The 17,843-nt window shown below is 61.2% G+C and carries 18 protein-coding genes and 1 tRNA gene; 12 read left to right on the top strand and 7 right to left on the bottom strand.

Translation table 11 applies throughout. The features are described from left to right. Positions 1 to 26: 26 nt before the first annotated feature. Positions 27 to 428 carry a DoxX family protein gene (locus AC3YOG_RS07910; protein WP_248305279.1) on the top strand — a complete coding sequence of 134 codons (402 nt, stop codon included), beginning with the start codon at positions 27 to 29 and terminating at the stop codon, positions 426 to 428. Positions 429 to 502: 74 nt separating this feature from the next. Here the strand turns inward: AC3YOG_RS07910 and AC3YOG_RS07905 are convergent, their stop codons facing one another. Both AC3YOG_RS07905 and lipB read right to left on the bottom strand, forming a co-directional pair. Next, positions 503 to 1,036, bottom strand: a complete 534-nt coding sequence (locus AC3YOG_RS07905; protein ID WP_127752942.1) for a DUF4282 domain-containing protein — start codon at positions 1,034 to 1,036, stop codon at positions 503 to 505. A 30-nt stretch (positions 1,037 to 1,066) separates the two neighbouring features. After that, the gene (lipB, locus tag AC3YOG_RS07900; RefSeq protein ID WP_489934702.1) at positions 1,067 to 1,831 is read right to left on the bottom strand and encodes a lipoyl(octanoyl) transferase LipB; all 765 of its coding nucleotides are present in this window, start codon (positions 1,829 to 1,831) and stop codon (positions 1,067 to 1,069) included. A gap of 49 nt (positions 1,832 to 1,880) precedes the next feature. Between lipB and AC3YOG_RS07895 the strand changes: the two genes are divergently transcribed. Next, the gene (locus AC3YOG_RS07895) at positions 1,881 to 2,114 is read left to right on the top strand and encodes a FliM/FliN family flagellar motor switch protein (RefSeq protein ID WP_489934701.1); all 234 of its coding nucleotides are present in this window, start codon (positions 1,881 to 1,883) and stop codon (positions 2,112 to 2,114) included. A 125-nt stretch (positions 2,115 to 2,239) separates the two neighbouring features. Then, a tRNA-Leu gene (locus AC3YOG_RS07890) sits at positions 2,240 to 2,324 on the top strand. Between the two features lie 64 nt (positions 2,325 to 2,388). Here the strand turns inward: AC3YOG_RS07890 and AC3YOG_RS07885 are convergent. Then, positions 2,389 to 2,760 (bottom strand): MmcQ/YjbR family DNA-binding protein, encoded by a 372-nt coding sequence (locus AC3YOG_RS07885; protein WP_489934700.1) that lies wholly within the window; start codon positions 2,758 to 2,760, stop codon positions 2,389 to 2,391. A 131-nt stretch (positions 2,761 to 2,891) separates the two neighbouring features. Between AC3YOG_RS07885 and mgtE the strand changes: the two genes are divergently transcribed. The 4 genes from mgtE to AC3YOG_RS07865 all read left to right on the top strand — a co-directional run bounded on the left by mgtE (position 2,892) and on the right by AC3YOG_RS07865 (position 6,838). Continuing rightward, on the top strand, positions 2,892 to 4,307 hold the full coding sequence (mgtE, locus tag AC3YOG_RS07880; RefSeq protein WP_489934699.1) for a magnesium transporter: 1,416 nt from the start codon (positions 2,892 to 2,894) through the stop codon (positions 4,305 to 4,307). Between the two features lie 382 nt (positions 4,308 to 4,689). Then, positions 4,690 to 5,367: a glutathione S-transferase family protein gene (locus tag AC3YOG_RS07875; protein ID WP_489934698.1), complete on the top strand. Its 678-nt coding sequence runs from the start codon at positions 4,690 to 4,692 to the stop codon at positions 5,365 to 5,367. Next, the gene (locus tag AC3YOG_RS07870) at positions 5,364 to 5,789 is read left to right on the top strand and encodes a DUF1489 family protein (RefSeq protein WP_210258538.1); all 426 of its coding nucleotides are present in this window, start codon (positions 5,364 to 5,366) and stop codon (positions 5,787 to 5,789) included. The genes AC3YOG_RS07875 and AC3YOG_RS07870 overlap by 4 nt, the downstream gene beginning before the upstream one ends. A gap of 143 nt (positions 5,790 to 5,932) precedes the next feature. Next, on the top strand, positions 5,933 to 6,838 hold the full coding sequence (locus AC3YOG_RS07865; protein ID WP_172123172.1) for a division plane positioning ATPase MipZ: 906 nt from the start codon (positions 5,933 to 5,935) through the stop codon (positions 6,836 to 6,838). Positions 6,839 to 6,851: 13 nt separating this feature from the next. Here AC3YOG_RS07865 and AC3YOG_RS07860 read toward each other — a convergent pair whose 3' ends face one another. Both AC3YOG_RS07860 and AC3YOG_RS07855 read right to left on the bottom strand, forming a co-directional pair. After that, on the bottom strand, positions 6,852 to 7,130 hold the full coding sequence (locus AC3YOG_RS07860; RefSeq protein WP_127752948.1) for a hypothetical protein: 279 nt from the start codon (positions 7,128 to 7,130) through the stop codon (positions 6,852 to 6,854). A gap of 92 nt (positions 7,131 to 7,222) precedes the next feature. After that, complete coding sequence (locus AC3YOG_RS07855; protein ID WP_127752949.1) at positions 7,223 to 8,833, bottom strand: SPOR domain-containing protein; 1,611 nt, start codon at positions 8,831 to 8,833, stop codon at positions 7,223 to 7,225. 315 nt (positions 8,834 to 9,148) lie between these two features. Here AC3YOG_RS07855 and clpS point away from each other — a divergent pair, with 315 nt between their 5' ends. Together clpS and clpA are read left to right on the top strand one after the other, a co-directional pair. Continuing rightward, a complete protein-coding gene (clpS, locus tag AC3YOG_RS07850) occupies positions 9,149 to 9,556 on the top strand; it encodes an ATP-dependent Clp protease adapter ClpS (RefSeq protein ID WP_489934697.1) in 408 nt (135 codons plus the stop codon). Positions 9,557 to 9,565: 9 nt separating this feature from the next. After that, complete coding sequence (gene clpA, locus AC3YOG_RS07845; RefSeq protein ID WP_127752951.1) at positions 9,566 to 11,908, top strand: ATP-dependent Clp protease ATP-binding subunit ClpA; 2,343 nt, start codon at positions 9,566 to 9,568, stop codon at positions 11,906 to 11,908. Positions 11,909 to 12,058: 150 nt separating this feature from the next. Here the strand turns inward: clpA and tyrS are convergent, their stop codons facing one another. Both tyrS and AC3YOG_RS07835 read right to left on the bottom strand, forming a co-directional pair. Then, positions 12,059 to 13,309 carry a tyrosine--tRNA ligase gene (gene tyrS, locus AC3YOG_RS07840; protein ID WP_489934696.1) on the bottom strand — a complete coding sequence of 417 codons (1,251 nt, stop codon included), beginning with the start codon at positions 13,307 to 13,309 and terminating at the stop codon, positions 12,059 to 12,061. A gap of 39 nt (positions 13,310 to 13,348) precedes the next feature. Next, on the bottom strand, positions 13,349 to 14,011 hold the full coding sequence (locus AC3YOG_RS07835) for an alpha/beta hydrolase (RefSeq protein WP_127752953.1): 663 nt from the start codon (positions 14,009 to 14,011) through the stop codon (positions 13,349 to 13,351). Positions 14,012 to 14,294: 283 nt separating this feature from the next. Between AC3YOG_RS07835 and AC3YOG_RS07830 the strand changes: the two genes are divergently transcribed. The 3 genes from AC3YOG_RS07830 (at position 14,295) to sufC (ending at position 17,826) form a co-directional block, all read left to right on the top strand. Beyond that, a complete protein-coding gene (locus AC3YOG_RS07830) occupies positions 14,295 to 15,443 on the top strand; it encodes a cysteine desulfurase family protein (protein WP_172123175.1) in 1,149 nt (382 codons plus the stop codon). A gap of 63 nt (positions 15,444 to 15,506) precedes the next feature. Beyond that, positions 15,507 to 17,006, top strand: a complete 1,500-nt coding sequence (gene sufB / locus AC3YOG_RS07825) for a Fe-S cluster assembly protein SufB (RefSeq protein ID WP_127752955.1) — start codon at positions 15,507 to 15,509, stop codon at positions 17,004 to 17,006. Between the two features lie 70 nt (positions 17,007 to 17,076). Then, positions 17,077 to 17,826 carry a Fe-S cluster assembly ATPase SufC gene (sufC, locus tag AC3YOG_RS07820; RefSeq protein WP_127755211.1) on the top strand — a complete coding sequence of 250 codons (750 nt, stop codon included), beginning with the start codon at positions 17,077 to 17,079 and terminating at the stop codon, positions 17,824 to 17,826. The last annotated feature ends 17 nt before the right edge of the window (positions 17,827 to 17,843 follow it).

The raw sequence follows: 17,843 nt of genomic DNA, 5'->3' as shown, positions 1-17,843 counted from the left end.
GCAGCACTTGCCCCAAGGAGGCACACTTGTTCGATCGTCTCTCCGCCTATGCGCCGCAGGCCCTCGCCGTGCTGCGCATCGTCACCGCCCTGCTGTTCATTGAACACGGCACCCAGAAGCTGTTTGGTTTCCCGGTCCCCGGCATGGGCACCCCCGAAGGGTTGTTCCTGATTGCCGGCATTCTCGAGACCTTTGGTGGTCTGCTGATCCTGGTTGGGTTCCTCACCCGTCCGGTCGCCTTCGTTCTTTCAGGTATGATGGCCGTGGCCTATTTCATGGTCCACTTCCCCCAGAACTTCTGGCCAGTGGGTAATGGCGGCGATGCCGCAGCCCTTTACTGCTTCATCTTCCTTTACCTGGTCTTTGCCGGCCCGGGCGATTGGGCCATCGATACCCGCGCTCGCAACCGCACGCTCAGCCGCGTCTGACGCGCCGCGAAAAGCAAGGGCCGCCCCGATCATTTCGGGGCGGCCTCTTTTTTACCTGCGACAAGCCGTCTGGCCTATTCCTCGCTGTCGATCCGGGGCGTCCGCTTGGCGGTGCGGCGCGGCTTGAACACTTCGCCAGCCCTGGTCGCCGGCGAGCGCAGCGTATCTTCCGGCTCAAGATCGGGTTCCGTCACCGCATCCACGGCATTGAGCACATATTCGTCGGTCTCAACGAACTCCCGTTCCTCGCCCGCTTCGGCAAGATCGCGAATTGCGTCTCGAACTTCGTCCAGCAGCGAGCTCGAATAGCGCGAACGGGTCACCGGCTCGGTTTGCCCCTCATGCGTCTTGAACCACACCAGCAGCGCCTCGCAGCCAATCCTGAGGCCAACAAACAACAGCAGGCCGAACACGGCAATCTCGAGCAAGCCCCAAAGCCCATTGCCGAAGCCAAAGCCAAAGGTCCAGAACAGGTGGCTAATGGCCCAAAGCAGGATACCCGCCAAGCCCAACGCATAAAGGATGGGCACCAGCTTGGGCGCCAGGATCGCGTCCAGCCTGAACAATGTCTGTCGGCTGAACAGGCGTTTGAGGTCGTCGAGCGTCATTGCAGTTTCCTCGAGCTTGGCGCGATTCGATTAAGTCACAACTTGGTCAGTGATGCCTTCGGGCACAAGCTCTTCTGCCGAGCCGTCGCGCGTTGGACCAAAGCGGCGCTCAAATTGCGCCCGCAGAGCCATGTCGACCTCAGGCATTGAGACCAGCTGCCCCAGATCTTCAAAGCTCGTCACACCTTGATCGGTGATCCCGCAAGGCACGATTCCGCCGTAGTGGCTGAGATCGGGCGCAATATTGAGCGAGATACCGTGGAACGTCACCCATTTCGAGACCCGCACCCCCAATGCCGCGATCTTGTCCTCGCGGTCCGCGCCCTTGTCGGGCCGCTTGACCCAAACGCCGATGCGCCCCTCGCTGCGCTCGCCGACGATATTGTGGGCAGCGAGGGTGTCGATAATCCAGCCCTCCAGCCCCTGCACCAGGCAGCGAATGTCGCGACCGCGCTCGCGCAGATCGAGCATCAGGTAAGCCACGCGCTGGCCGGGGCCGTGATAGGTATATTGTCCGCCGCGCCCGGCCTCGAACACTGGGAATCGATCCGTCAACAGGTCTGCGGCCACTGCGGAGGTGCCGGCAGTGTAAAGCGGTGGGTGCTCCAGCAACCACACTGCCTCCTCGGCAGTGCCGGCCGCGATTGCCGCAGCCCGGTCGCGCATGGCCCCAAGTGCCATGGGATAAGGGACGGGGCTGGACGAGATCATCCACTCGACAGGCCGGGAATCAGCGCGTCGCAATTTGCTTGCGCTGTCGCAAGCTTGGGGTGCCGTTAACGCTTCACTAACCATGATGAGCTGAGGATCGCCTTTCTGCGGCGCAGGGGTTGAACCGATATCTATGAACACTCTCGACAATATTGAAGTGGAAATCACGGTGGAGCTGGGCGCGACCACCATGCCCATCCACCATCTGCTGCGGATGGGCCGCGGCGCCGTGATCGAGCTGGATGCGCTGGAAAGCGACCCGCTGCACATCTATGCCAACAACACGCTCGTAGCCCATGGCGAGGTCAGCGTCGACAATGGGCAGCTCCAGGTCCTGGTCCGCAACAAGGTCAGCAAGCGCTTTTAGCCGCCCGGGAGCGGGTAGGTTTTCCACCGATCTCTTTGATAAGCAATTTAAGCGCTTGAGGTTCTCAAGGACCTTTGCTAAACCCCGTCTCGCTTCGCCCCAGGGCGGTGCTTCTACCAGGACGTGCGGTCGTGGCGGAATTGGTAGACGCGCAGCGTTGAGGTCGCTGTATCGCAAGATGTGGAAGTTCGAGTCTTCTCGACCGCACCAGTCACCTTCAGGGTGACACCAGAACAGCCGCCCTCCGGGGCGGCTTTCTTGTTTCTGGTCCCCGTTAGGCCGGGGGCGTCAACGGGCGCTCCGCCGCAAGATGGGCAGGGGCCTTGCTGCGCCAGGCGTCCTCCAGCCGCAGGCTTAGTTCTTCATCGCTGATCCGTTCCAGCCGGACTAGCACCGCCGGCCAGCCGACATAATGGTCGGTCTCGAAATAGATCTCGGGCGATATCTCCATGAGCAGCGCCTTCTGCTCCTCGGGGCACAGCAGCACCAATGTCTCCTCGTCTTTGAGCCTGGTGAAGGTGGCGCCGTTTACCTTGAGCGCCGGCGTGCCATAGCTGGTTGATCGTTCAACGCCGGGCAGCGCGCGTTGGGTGGCAATCCTCTCAATGCGAACAAAGACTTGGTCGAGCGCTTCGGAAGCAGCCATCGCGGTTTTCCTTGTCATGCCGCACTGCACTTGCGCAGTGCTTGAAAACAACAACGGCTAGTCTGGCGCATCGCTCCTTGATTAGCTACAGCTTGGCGCGCCCCCGAAACTCGCGACACAAAGGGCTTCCAGTGAGCACAGAATTCGATACCGCACCGGGCCCTGAGGCCGTGGTTGATCCCGACGCGCTTCGCAACAGCGAAGACCGCATCAGCCCGCTTTGGCTGGAGCGTTTGCGCGCCTATCTGGAAGCGGGCAGGGCGGATGACGTCGCCAGTGTCATGGAGCCTCTGCACGTCGCCGATATCGGCGATGTGCTCGAAACCCTCAACCCCGATGAACGCATTTTGCTGGTCCGTACTCTGGGGGACCGATTCGACTTTTCGGCACTGACAGAAGTCGATGAGAGCATCCGCGTCGAGCTGATGGAGGCGATTCCCAATGCCGAAATCGCCCGTGGCGTCACCGGCCTCAACAATGACGACGCCGTAACCATTCTGGAGGATCTCGAGCAGGAGGACCGGGACGAGGTTCTTTCGGCACTGCCAACCTTTGAACGGCTGAGCTTGAAGCGTAGCCTCGATTTTCCCGAGGATTCCGCCGGCCGGCGGATGCAGACCGACTTCATCGCCATCCCGCCCTTCTGGACGGTCGGCCAAACCATCGACTACCTGCGCACCGAAGCTGAACTGCCCGACGAGTTCTACCAGATCTATGTGGTCGACGCGGCCTACAAGGTGCTCGGGACCATTCCTCTCGACAAGTTCCTGCGCTCCCCACGATCGACCAAGATCGACGCGATCATGAATACGCAGGTGATTCTGGTTCGGGCCGATGAAGATCAGGAGGAAGCCGCCCGCGGCTTCGAGCGCTACGACCTGGTCGAGGTGGGCGTGGTCGATGAAAGCGGGCGCATGGTCGGCGTGCTCACCATCGACGACATCGTCGACGTTATTCACGAAGAAGCGGACGAGGACATTAAGCTGCTCGCGGGCGTTGGTGATGAAGACATCTCCGACTCCACCGTCGATACCATTCGTAGCCGTGTGCCGTGGCTGGTGATCAATCTCATTACCGCTGTGCTGGTTTCGGTCGTTATCGGCCTTTTCGATGGCACCATCGAGCAGATGGTCGCCTTGGCCGTCCTGATGCCGATTGTTGCCTCCATGGGCGGCAATGCCGGCACCCAGACTATGACGGTGACTGTACGGGCCTTGTCTATGCGCGAGCTGGATGGGAGCCGCTTGCGCCGGCTGATCACGCGCGAAATGGTGGTGGGCCTGGCCAATGGGGTCATCTTCGCCATCTTGGTGGGCCTGGTCACCGCGGCCCGATTCGGCGATGTCGAGCTAGGCGTGGTGATCGGCTCGGCCATGGTGATCAATCTGGTGGTGGCGGGCACGGCCGGCATTCTGATCCCTGTGATCCTGGATCGCCTCAGGGCCGATCCTGCTATCGCCTCCGCGGTGTTCGTGACCACCATCACCGATGTGGTCGGCTTTTTTGCTTTTCTGGGCATCGCCGGCTTGTGGTTCGGGCTCTTCTGAAATTCGGTAAAAGTTTAAGCAATTATCAACAGCTTTGCTTGGAACGGGGACATTCCCTGCCAAGTTTAAGCATGTACGATCTCTGGCGTGGGGCAGGCTGTGAACCGGAGTGTTGCAGTTTGGCCGCTTGCCAGAACAATTCGTCAGGGTTAACGTTTTGCTGCTGGGGTGCGACCCCCGAGTGAATGGCTTTTAAGGAGCGATAATGCGCACTCATCCGAGAGCTGCTATGTGGCGCGCGGCAACCTGGACCATGGTTTGCCTGGCGTCGATGGGACTAGTCTTCTCTGTCGTTGCGGGCGTTTAAGCGCCAAAGTTTTTCACCCAAGGCATTTCGGAGGGCGCCCATGCCAAAGGGCGCCCTTCTTTTTTGGAGAGTTCGATGAAGCTGCTGATCGGCAATCGTAATTATTCCAGTTGGTCCTTGCGGCCCTGGCTGGTCTTGGCTCACTTCGACATTCCCTTTGAGGATGAAGTGCTCCAGCTCGCGGGGGAGGGCTTCCGCGATGTGCTGGCCCAGCGCTCGCCGACGGGCCGGGTGCCGCTGCTGATCGACGGCGATCTCCAGGTTCCCGAAACCATCGCCATCATCGAATATCTCGCCGACTGTTTTCCTGACAAACCAATCTGGCCGCAGGATCGCGGCGACCGGGCCCGGGCACGAGCGGTTTCCGCAGAAATGCACGCAGGCTTCACCGCCTTGCGTAGCTACGCGCCGATGAACCTGCGCGCCAGCCATCCGGGCCGGGTCAGTGCCGACATGGTCGCCAAGGACCTGCAGCGGCTCGAGCATTCCCTCGGCGGCTTGTTGTCCCGTTCCGGTGGATCCTTTCTTTTCGGGGCCTTCACGGCTGCCGACGCCATGTACGCACCCGTCGCTACCCGCATCCGCACCTATGCTCTGCCCGTATCCGATACCCTCAACGACTATGTCGCCGCCATCTATGCCTTGCCCGCCTTTCAGCGATGGCTGGCCCTGGCTCTGCAGGAGCCGTGGATCGTTGACGACGACGAGATCGATGTCATCCAGGGCGTGGCACCCCGGGGAAGCCTGGCATGATCCACATGGTCAAGTTGTCCGTTGGCGTCGCCAGCGTCGAGGAGCTGGAAAGCTTTCGCAATGAGCGGGCCCATTGGTGGGGCGCTGACTATGGCGAGGACGTGCATGTCCACCGCACCCGGATGATGCCGCGCCGCGCGGCCGAGATGGAGGGGCAGTCTTCCATCTACTGGGTGATCGCCGGCTCGATCGTGTTGCGGCAGCCTATTTTAAGGCTCGCCCCCTACACCGATGAGGAGGGCAAGAACTACTGCGACATCATCATGAGCCGCGACATGGTTCGTACGGTGCCATATCCAAAGCGCCCGTTCCAAGGCTGGCGCTATCTCGATCCCAAGGATGCTCCGCCCGATATCGGTGCCAACGAGAATGCCGGCGCCCTGCAGATCGCGGCCGATCTCGCCAGGCTCGGTTTGCTTTAGCCTGGGGATATCGGGCCACTTGCCAAGCTTGTGAGCAGGGCTGGTACAGTCCAGCGCCGCTTGTTTAAGCTTTGTTAACCATAGGCGCGCTTCTCTGCCCATTGAGCGAGCCCGAGTCTTTCGGGGCCAAGATGGAGCGGCGAATGGCACGGCAAGGCGCACATGTCATTGTGGTTGGAAACGAGAAGGGTGGCTCGGGCAAATCGACCACCGCCTTCCACTTGGCGATCTTCCTGCTCTACCAGGGGCACCGGGTTGCCACCATCGATGTGGATAGCCGCCAGCAAACCTTCACCCACTATGTCCGCAACCGGCGTGCCTGGAACAGCGAGCACCAGCTGGCGCTACCCAGCCCCAAGCATTTCCACCTACCGGCCGCCTGGGGTGACTCCGTCAAGGACAACCACCGCGCCGAATTCGACGTCTTCCGTCGGGCCATAGCCGAGGTCGAGGACCGCGTGGACTTCATCGTCATCGACACGCCCGGCTTTGACACCAACATGACGCGGCTGGCCCATTCGCTAGCCGACACCCTGATCACCCCGGTCAATGACAGCCTTATCGACCTCAACGTGCTGGCCCGTGCCGATGCCGTTACCGGTGAGCCCGTGGAAACCAGCCATTACTCACGCCTCGTGCAGCGCGCCCGCTCCGAGCGGCTCAGCATTGATGGCCAAAGCATCGACTGGATTCTGGTGCGCAACCGCATCTCCATGCTGTCCTCGCGCAATACGCGCCAGGTGCAGAGCATGCTCGATCGCATTGCGGCGCGCTTCGGCTGCCGGGTGTCGGACGGCATCGGCGAGCGGGTGATCTTCCGCTCGCTGTTTGCCAGCGGCATGACCGTCTTTGATCCACTCGATGAGGAATTGCTTGGCGGCCAGCCGTCCAACTCGCATATGACGGCGCGCCAGGAGTATCGCAGTCTCGTTGCCGCGCTGAACCTGCCGGCAAAGGCCCGGGCTGAAACCCATCGGGCTGCCGCCGAGATCGTCGCCGCGCCCCCTTCAGTGCACGCGCGCTATACGCCCGTGCCTTGCCACGCCTGAGGGCAGGGGACCGCTAGCGGTCCCCGCCAAAGCTGATCAGCACGGCGCGCTTGCCGCCGGGCGCAAACACATCCAGATCGATGCGGACCGGCTCCTGCACCATCCGGCGGGTCCGGGCCGACAGTGCCAGCACCACCCCCAGCAGCTCGCCCACGCTGCGTCGGCCGTGGCGCGACTGCATGCGCTTGCCAACGCCGGCCAGCACCCGGTTGCGGGCCGTCATGTCGTCACTCACCAGGCTCGAGCGGCCAATGAAACTGGCCAGGTCCAGCAGGGCAGTTCGTTCGCTCATTGGGCTACTCCAAACACAGGCGCCAATTTGCTTGATGGGGAATCCGGGGCCGGCACAACAGTCCTGCCTCGAACGGAAGGTTTAGGTCGGCGTCAGCTCTGCATGGCGAGACACGCCAGGTTCTGCTGCTTGAGCTGATTGCACATGGCAGTCGCATCGTCCCGGTCCCCGAAACCCACAAAGCGGGCGCGGAAGAAGGTCTTGCCGTTCTTTTCGAACCGCTCGACATAGGAGCGGAAATCACCGAGTTGGCCGACTTTGCTTGCAGCATCGCTCAGGAGGCCGCGGGCACTTTCTTCGCTCGGGCCGGCGCCGATCTGGACCACCCAGCCGCCGGGCGGCACCGCATTGTCATTGGCAGCAGCCACTTTCACCGAGCCGCTGATCGCCGGATCGATCGGCACGCCATCCGAGCCGATGCGTTCTTCAGGCGCCAGCGGCGCTGACGGGACGGTGTGGCCCAGGGCCGAAGGCGGTGCACCCAAATTATAGGAGTCGCTGAGCCAGGCGCCGATCACGTCCTGCGAAGGATAGGCCGGCTGGGGCGTCTGCGAAGGGGCAGCGAGCACATTGGCGGCCTGCACCGCAGGCTGCAGCGACAGGTCGGCCGGCATAGGGGCGGGCGGCACCGGTGCCGGTGCGGCGCTGGCGACCACGACGGGCGCCTGAGATGGTTGCGGCAGCTGAGCGCGTGGCTGGGCCTGGGCACCGTTCGCTGCGACCAACTGTGCCAGGCGGAAGCCAGGCAGGGGCATGGGCATCACGAACACTGGCTTGCTGGGCTGGGCCACGGCCACCTGGATATTGCCCTGGCGGCCCGGCTGCGGGATCTGGGCGGTCTGAAGGTAATTGCCCTTGCGACCCTTGGGCAGGTAGTTGGCGACGAGCTGGCGCACCTTCTGGTCGCGCGAGGCCGACGAGTTGAACCCGAATGCGATCACGACGATATGCCGATTGTCTTTGCGGGCGGCGGTCATCAGGTTCGAACCGGCAGCATTGATATAGCCGGTTTTGATGCCGTCCACAGCGCCCATATAGCCAAGCACTCGGTTGTGGTTGCCATAGGTGCGCTTGCCATAGGAGAACGAGCGGGTCTGGAAGAATTCGTAATAGCTGGGGAAGTGCTGGTAAACTGCGATGGCGAGGATCGCCTGGTCGCGCACGGTGGTGATCTGCGCGCCGTCGGGCAACCCCGAGGCATTGCGATAGGTCGTGGACCGCATGCCCAGCGCCCGCGCCGTGGCGGTCATGCGCTCGGCGAACTTGCTTTCCGAACCCGAGATGTGCTCGGCGATCACCCGGGCCATGTCATTGGCGGACAGGGTCACGAGCGACTTGATCGCGTCTTCCACGGTGATGGTCGCACCGGCGCGCAGGCCCAGCTTGGTGGGCACTGCGGAAGCGGCGTGCTTGGACACCGTCATCTTGGTGGACAGCTTGATATTGCCCGCCGAGAGTTCCTGGAACAGCACGTAAAGGGTCATTACCTTGGTGACCGAGGCCGGGTAGCGCCTTGCGTCGCCAGCTTCTTCGTAAAGAACCTGGCCCGACTTGGCGTCGACAACGATGCCGGCATATTTGCGCAGGTTCTCGATAGCCTGGGCGGGAGCGGCGCTAGGTAGAGCAAGGGAAAGCGCAACCACTATAGCGGCAAAGGCGCGGACGAGGACGACGCGCCAAGGGGATTTCGCCTGAAAAGCCACCCGCAACTCCAATTTCACTCTCGGACGGTCAAAGCGTCCGTACACAACTCACACAATGATGGCGACGTGCCCCCGCCGTCTCCACCACAATCCCGAACCTAGGCTTCGCGTATTACCATTCCGTAAAATGCCCAGCTTTTTGTCCGTGATGTGGAGATGATGTGGCGCCAGCGTGGGCAGCGGGCAAAACTCCTCTTATCAGGTCTTTTTGCCGGTCACGAATATGAGAAGCGATGACCCTTAACAGCGCCCATAATTTTCCTACATAATGGGTCCACCATGCTGCTTCGTTTCTCTCACGACAGATGCCTTGCCATGACACTACCCGATCTCCTTGCTCCCATCGGCGAGGCGTCTGCCACCACTTGGCTGCGCCCGCTCACCTCTGCCGGTTCGAATGACGGCGATGACAACAAGGATGCCGGCGGCACGGAATCCGGTACCGCAACCAAAACTCGGCCCAAGACCAAACGGCCCAATCTTTATCGTGTGTTGCTGCTGAACGACGATTACACTCCCATGGAGTTCGTCATCCTGGTGCTCCAGGACGTCTTCAACAAATCGCGCGAAGACGCAATGCGCATCATGCTCCATGTTCACCAGAAGGGCGTTGGTGAGTGTGGCATCTACCCCTACGAAGTCGCCGAAACCAAGGTCACTCGCGTCATGGATACGGCGCGCAAGAACCAGCATCCGCTGCAATGCGTGATGGAAAAGCAATAGGAACATCACATGCCATCATTTTCTCGCGGACTGGAAAAAGCTCTGCATCAGGCGATGAACCTGGCGCGCGAGCGTAACCACGAATTCGCTACCCTCGAACACCTTCTGCTCGCCTTGACCGACGATCGGGACACCATTGCCGTCCTTGCGGGCTGCGATGTCGATGTCGACGCGCTCAAGAGCGATCTCGAGGACTTCATCAATGAGGAACTCGACAGCCTCATCGTCGCCAATGGCCAGGACGCTCGGCCCACTGCCGCGTTCCAGCGGGTCATTCAGCGCGCCGTAATCCACGTCCAGTCTTCTGGCCGCGAAGAGGTCACCGGTGCCAATGTGCTGGTTGCCATTTTTGCCGAGCGTGAAAGCCATGCTGCTTATTTCCTCGAACAGCAGGATATGAGCCGGCTCGATGCGGTCAATTTTATCAGCCACGGGATCACCAAGTCTGGTCCCAGCGAGGAGCGCAAAGTGCGTGGTGCCGAGGACGGTGAAGGCAATAGCGAAGGCGGGCGGGGCGACAACGCCAAGAGTTCGGCTCTCGCAGATTTCTGCGTGGATCTGAACGCCAAGGCACGAGCAGGCAAGATCGATCCATTAATCGGTCGTGATGCCGAGTTGCGCCGCACCATCCAGGTGCTGTGCCGCCGCTCCAAGAACAACCCGATCTATGTGGGTGACGCCGGCGTGGGCAAGACGGCGATTGCCGAAGGCCTGGCCCGCAAGATAGTTGAGGGCGATGTGCCCGAAGTGCTCAAGGAAGCGGTGATCTACTCGCTCGACATGGGCTCCCTGCTGGCCGGCACCCGCTATCGCGGTGACTTCGAGGAACGTCTCAAGGCCGTGATGAAGGAGCTGGAAAAGCTGCCTCATGCCGTGCTCTTCATCGACGAAATCCACACCATGATCGGTGCGGGTGCAACCTCGGGCGGCGCGCTCGATGCTTCGAATCTCCTCAAGCCTGCTCTGGCTTCCGGCGCGATCCGGTGCATCGGTTCGACCACCTACAAGGAATACCGCCAGTTCTTCGAAAAGGACCGCGCGCTGGTGCGGCGCTTCCAGAAGATCGACGTCAACGAGCCTTCGATCCCCGATGCCATCGAAATCGTGAAGGGCCTGCGTCCTTATTTCGAAGAGTTCCACAAGATCAAGTACACCGACGATGCTCTCAAGGCGGCGGTGGAACTGTCGGCCCGCTACATCAACGACCGCAAATTGCCCGACAAGGCGATCGACGTCATCGATGAAACCGGCGCTAGCCAGATGCTGCTCACCGAGGATCAGCGCAAGCAGGTGATCGATGTCGAGGATATCGAGAACACCATCGCCACCATCGCGCGCATCCCGCCAAAATCGGTTAGCAAGTCCGATGCGGAACTGCTGAGCAGCCTCGAGCAAAGCCTCAAGACCGTGGTCTACGGACAGGATGCCGCCATCACGGCACTGTCCTCCGCGATCAAGCTGGCCCGTGCCGGCCTGCGCGAGCCCGAAAAGCCGATCGGCTCTTACCTGTTCACCGGTCCTACCGGCGTCGGCAAGACCGAAGTGGCCAAGCAACTCGCCGACACGCTCGGGGTGGAGCTGCTGCGCTTCGACATGTCCGAATATATGGAGCGTCACACCGTGTCGCGCCTGATCGGTGCCCCTCCGGGTTATGTCGGCTTTGATCAGGGTGGTCTTTTGACCGACGGGGTGGATCAGCATCCGCATTGCGTCGTGCTGCTGGATGAAATCGAGAAGGCCCATCCGGACCTCTACAACATCCTGTTGCAGGTGATGGATCACGGCAAGCTCACCGACCACAACGGCAAGTCGGTCGACTTCCGCAATGTGATCCTGATCATGACCTCCAATGCGGGCGCTATGGACTTGCAAAAGAGCCCGATCGGCTTTGGCCGCAAGCGCGAAGTCGGGGACGACGAAGAAGCCATCAACCGCATCTTCACTCCCGAATTCCGCAACCGGCTTGATGCGATCATCTCCTTTGCGCCCCTGCCGCGCGAAGTGGTCCGTCGGGTGGTCGAGAAGTTCGTTCTGCAGCTGGAAGGTCAGCTTGCCGAGCGGGGCGTCACCATCAACCTGACATCGGAAGCCGCTGATTGGCTCGCCGAGCACGGTTACGACGAACGCATGGGTGCCCGTCCTCTGGGTCGCGTCATCCAGGAACACGTCAAGAAGCCCCTGGCCGATCAGGTTCTCTTCGGGGAATTGGTCAATGGCGGCTCGGTGACCGTGGCCGTCGTTGGCGAAGGCGCCGATGCCAAGCTGGAACTGGTCGCAGTCCCACCGCGCCCCGCCAAGCCCAAGGCCCTGCCCAAGCCCAAAAAGCCCAAGGCCACCGCCGATAAGGAGTAATCCTCCAAAAACCCAAAAACAAAGGCCGGGAGCGATCCCGGCCTTTTTGTTTTCAGTGTTCAGGTCAGCCCTTGAGCGGTCACAGCCGCCGGTGTCACCCCGGCCTCGAGCCGGGGTCCATCTCGAGCTCTCAGGGCTTGGTAGCAAGCCCTAAACCGGCTTGATCAACGCATGCCGCTTCTTGCCGACGGACAGCTTGATCACACCCTCGGCGAGCAGCGCGTTTTCGCCCAAGCTCAGCTTGTCGTCCTCGACCACGGTGTCATTGACGCGCACCGCACCTGAAGCCACATGCCGGCGCGCTTCGCCGTTCGAGGCCGCCAGCCCCGCCATCACCAGCGCCGACAAGATCCCGACGCCTCCGTTCAACTCTGCCCGCGACACGGTCGCAGTGGGCAACGACAGGTCGATGGAGCCGGCTTCAAAGGTCGCCTTGGCCGTCGCCGCCGCCTCGTCGGCCGCCTGGCGGCCATGCACGATGGCGGTCACCTCGGTGGCCAGCACCTTCTTGGCCTCATTGATCTCGGTCCCACCAAGCGCTGCCAGTTTGGCAATCTCGTCGAGCGGCAGCCGCGTGAAGATCTTGAGGAACTTGCCAACGTCCGCATCCTCGGTGTTGCGGAAATACTGCCAGAAGTCATAGGGGCTGAAGAGGTCGCCATTGAGCCACACGGCCCCCGAGGCAGACTTGCCCATCTTCTCGCCGCTCGACTTGGTCAGCAGTGGCGTCGTCAGCGCATAAAGCTGCGGTCCACCCATGCGATGGCTGAGGTCAACGCCATTGATGATGTTGCCCCACTGATCCGAGCCGCCCATCTGCAGCACGGTGCCATAGCGGCGGTTGAGCTCGACGAAGTCGTAGCCCTGCATGATCATGTAGTTGAATTCGAGAAAGCTGAGCGACTGTTCGCGATCGAGCCGGAGCTTGACCGAGTCGAAGCTGAGCATGCGGTTGACCGAAAAGTGCCGGCCAACATCACGCAGGAACTCGATATAGTTGAGGTTCAGAAGCCATTCAGCATTGTTAATCATGATGGCTGGATTGTGGCCATCATAGCGCAGGATGTTGCTGTAGACCCGCTTGATGCTCGCGATATTGGCTTCGATCTGCTCGAAGGTCAGCAGCTTGCGCTGCTCGTCGCGGAAGGAGGGATCCCCAACCATCGAGGTGCCGCCGCCCATCAAGCTGATCGCCCGATGGCCGGTTTCCTGCAGCCAATACAACATCGTAACGGTGATCAGGTTACCGATATGGATCGACGTGGCGGTGGCGTCATACCCCACATAGCCAGTGATCGGTCCCTTGAGGGCCAGGGCATCGAGCCCCTCCGGATCGGAAATCTGGTGGATGAAACCGCGCTCATCGAGCACGCGCAGGAAATCAGACTTGAACTTCGACATCAACAAACCGCTTCATTATCAGGGGCTTAACTCAGCCGCCTAGCGCCCGCCACCCGCGGCAATCTCCTGCCGGCGACGATCGAGGTAATCGGCGCAGCGCGTGGTCAGATCATCGATCTTGCCTTCGAAGAAGTGGTTGGCCCCTTCAACAATCTGCTGCTCGATCGTGATGCCCTTCTGCGTCTTGAGCTTGTCAACGAGCTTCTGCACCGAATTGGGCGGCGCGACGCGGTCCTTGTCGCCATGAATGATCAGCCCGGATGAAGGGCAGGGGGCAAGGAACGAGAAATCATAGAGATTTTCCGGTGGCGCGACCGAGATGAAGCCCTCAACCTCCGGCCGGCGCATCAGCAACTGCATGCCGATCCAGGCGCCAAACGAGAAGCCGGCAATCCAGCAGCCCCGCGATTCCCGGTTGATGGTCTGCAACCAGTCCAGGGCCGCTGCCGCATCGGACAGCTCGCCAATGCCATGGTCGAACATGCCCTGCGAGCGGCCAACACCGCGCGAATTGAACCGCAGCACCGCAAAGCCGCGCTCAGCGAACATATAGAAGAGGTTGTAGACGATCTGGTTGTTCATCGTCCCGCCAAATTGCGGGTGCGGATGCAGCACGATGGCGATGGGAGCATTGGGCTCCTTGCCTGGCTGGTACCGGCCTTCCAGGCGGCCTTCGGGGCCATTGAAAATCACTTCTGGCATGACACTGCTTTTCCGGCCGTTTCGGCTCTGTTGATATGGTCTGACGGAGCATCGGTTCTGCAGGGCGCGCGCTTGACTAAGCCCCGCACGCTCCATAAAACATGGCTCGTAAAACCAGTTTAGAATTATTCGAAACTCGTTTTCGCCGGGTTTCCGGCCCGAGAGCGCCCCTTGTAAAGAATGTGGGTGCGCAATTTCAAGAAGTGTTTGGCCCAGACCGTCATCGCGGCCTGCAGGCTCGGCAAGTGAACCATGCTCGGAGGCATGGCTCGAGGGCGAGTTGATGAAACAATCGGCGATCTATCTCGATCACGCTGCCGCCGCGCCATTGCTCCCCGCGGCGCGCGACGCGCTGGTCGCCGCTCTTGAGCTTGCGGGCAATCCCTCCTCGGTGCACGGACATGGCCGCAAGCTGCGCAATCTCATAGAGGCTGCTCGTGACCAGGTCGCGCGACTGGCCGGTGCGGAGCGTCGGCAGGTGGTTTTTACGGGCTCCGCCACCGAAGCCATTACTCAAGCGATCGTCGGCGGCGCGCGTGCTTTTGCCGCAAGCGCAGTGTTGGTGAGTGCCGGCGAGCATACTGCCGTCCTGAAAGCGGCCGCATCTACGGGGCTGCCGGTGCGCGCTATCGGCCTGCGCCCCGACGGCCAAATCGACCTTGACCAGCTCGCGGCCCAACTGGCCCAAGCCGACGCAGCGAACGAAACCCTGCTCGTCGCGCTGCATTGGGTCAACAACGAAACCGGCGTGGTGCAGCCCGTTAGCCGCATCAATGCTCTGGTGGGGCCGACACGTCACACGCTTTTTATCGATGCGGCCCAGGCCTTTGGCAAACTGCCCCTCGATTTTGCCGCCTCGGCACCCGATATGATGGCTGTAGGCGGTCACAAGATCGGCGCGCCCGCCGGTGTTGGCGCCCTGCTGGTCAAAAGCCATGCTGACGAAGTGCGGCTTATTCCCGGTGGCGGGCAGGAGCAGGGACGTCGCGGGGGCACCGAAGCTGCGGCGCTGATTGCAGCTTTCGGCGCTGCAGCTTCGGCTTTCCCCGAGCTTTATGCCGCAGCGGACACGTCCGCTCTGGTAAGTCGCCTCGAGAACGGCCTTAACCGGTTGGGGGCAGGGGTGGTGGTGTTCGGTGCCGACCGGGTTGGTAGCATCACCAATTTTGCCATCCCCGGCATGGCGAGCGCGACGACCATGATGGCGCTGGACCTGATGGGTCTGTCGGTTTCCTCGGGCTCGGCTTGCTCGTCAGGCAAGGTTTCGAGCAGCCACGTATTGACCGCGATGGGAGTCGCGCCGGAACTCGCGAGCTGCGCCCTGCGCGTCAGCCTCGGTTGGAACTCGAGCGCGGCCGAGGTGGACGCTCTGCTCGCGGCGATAGAAACAATCCTGCAGCGCCATCGGGCAAAGCAGGAACATGCGGCCTGAGGCCGCAAGGAATTGGACGGCTCCCGGCGACCTTGAATCGCGGTGGGGCAAAGGAGAAGCGATATGGCCGACTACGACATCCCGACGCTCAAGGAGAACATCGATCGTGAAACCGTCGATCAGGTGCTCGCGCTCGACGTCGACAAATACAAATACGGTTTTGAGACCGAGATCGAGTCCGTCAAGTCGCCGAAAGGCTTGAGCGAGGACACGGTCCGTTTCATTTCGGCCAAGAAGAACGAGCCCGAATGGATGCTGCAATGGCGTCTGGACGCCTATCAGCGCTGGCTCACCATGACCGAGCCGACCTGGGCCAAGGTGCACTATCCTGAGATCGATCTTCAGGACATGTACTACTACGCGGCGCCAAAATCCTCGCCGGCCCCCAAAAGCCTCGACGAAGTCGACCCGGCACTGATCGCCATGTACGACAAGCTGGGCGTGCCCCTGCGCGAGCGTGAAATCCTCGCTGGCGTCGAGCGGCCCGGCATGGCGGTTGATGCGGTTATCGACTCGGTTTCCGTGGTCACCACGTTCCGCGAGGAGCTGAGCAAGGTTGGCATCATCTTCTGCTCGATCTCCGAGGCGATTCGCGAGTACCCCGAGCTGGTGCAGAAATATATCGGCTCTGTGGTCCCCGTCACGGACAACTACTACGCCACGCTCAACTCGGCCGTTTTCACCGATGGCTCCTTCGTCTTCATTCCCAAGGGCGTACGCTGCCCCATGGAGCTGTCGACCTATTTCCGCATCAATGAGCGCAATACCGGCCAGTTCGAGCGGACGCTGATCATTGCCGAAGCCGATAGCTATGTGAGCTATCTCGAGGGCTGCACGGCCCCAATGCGTGATGAAAACCAGCTACACGCCGCGGTGGTCGAGCTCGTGGCTTTGGAAAACGCCGAGATCAAGTACTCCACCGTCCAGAACTGGTATCCCGGCGACAAGGACGGCAAGGGCGGCATCTACAACTTCGTCACCAAGCGCGGCGATTGCCGTGGCGACAATTCCAAGATCTCCTGGACGCAGGTGGAAACCGGTTCGGCGATCACCTGGAAGTACCCCAGCTGCATCCTGCGCGGCGACAATTCGCGTGGCGAGTTCTATTCCATCGCCATCTCGAACGGCTACCAGCAGGTCGATAGCGGCACCAAGATGATCCACTTGGGCAAGAACACGTCCAGCCGCATCATCTCCAAGGGTATCGCTGCCGGGTTCTCGGACAACACCTATCGCGGCCAGGTTTCGGCGCATGCGAAGGCCAAGAACGCCCGGAACTTCACGCAATGCGACTCCCTGCTGATCGGCGATAAGTGCGGGGCCCATACGGTGCCTTACATCGAGAGCCGCAATGGCACGGCGGTGTTCGAGCATGAAGCCACGACCAGCAAGATCTCCGACGACCAGATGTTCTATTGCCAGCAGCGTGGGCTGTCCGAGGAAGAAGCAGTGGCGCTGATCGTCAATGGCTTTGTGCGCGACGTGCTGCAGCACCTGCCCATGGAGTTCATGGTCGAGACGCAGAAGCTGATCTCGATTAGCCTCGAAGGCAGCGTCGGCTAACCATCATTTCATCCGGGCGGCGCCCAGTGGGCGACCCCGGCCATTCCGGAGAATTGCAGTGACTACCCCCATTCTTGAAATCCGCAACCTGCACGCTCGCATCGAAGATCGCGAAATCCTCAAAGGCGTGAACCTGGTGATCCCTCCAGGTGAAGTGCATGCCGTCATGGGCCGCAACGGCTCGGGCAAGTCGACGCTGAGCTATGTGCTGGCCGGCAAGGAAGACTACGAAATCACGGAAGGCGAAGTTCTGATTGACGGCGAGGATCTCCTTGCCATGGAGCCCGCTGAGCGGGCTGCTGCTGGCCTGTTCCTCGCCTTCCAGTACCCGATCGAAATTCCCGGTGTTGCGACCATGACCTTCCTCAAGGCGGCGCTCAATGCACAGCGCAAGGCGCGCGGGGAAGGGGAACTGTCCACCCCCGATTTCATGCGTGCCGTGCGTCAGGCCGGCGCCGATCTCAACATTGATAGCGAGATGCTCAAGCGCCCCCTCAATGTCGGCTTCTCCGGCGGCGAAAAGAAGCGCGCTGAAGTGCTGCAGATGGCGCTGCTCCAGCCCAAGATGTGCATCCTCGACGAGACCGACTCCGGCCTGGATATCGATGCGCTGCAGGTCGTCTCGAAGGGTGTCAATGCGCTGCGGGCTCCGAACCGCTCCATGCTCGTCATCACCCACTATCAGCGTTTGCTGAACCACATCGTGCCTGATGTCGTGCATGTGTTCTCGGACGGACGGATCGTTGAAAGCGGCGACAAGGACCTGGCGCTTCAGCTTGAAGCCAAGGGCTATGCCGACTTCGATACCGCGGCGGCCTAGATGCGACAGAACCTGCA

The sequence above is a fragment of the Devosia sp. Z6_126 genome, assembly GCF_058133495.1.
Note: the sequence above shows the minus strand (reverse complement) of the source record. Positions and strands in the feature narration are given on the sequence as shown.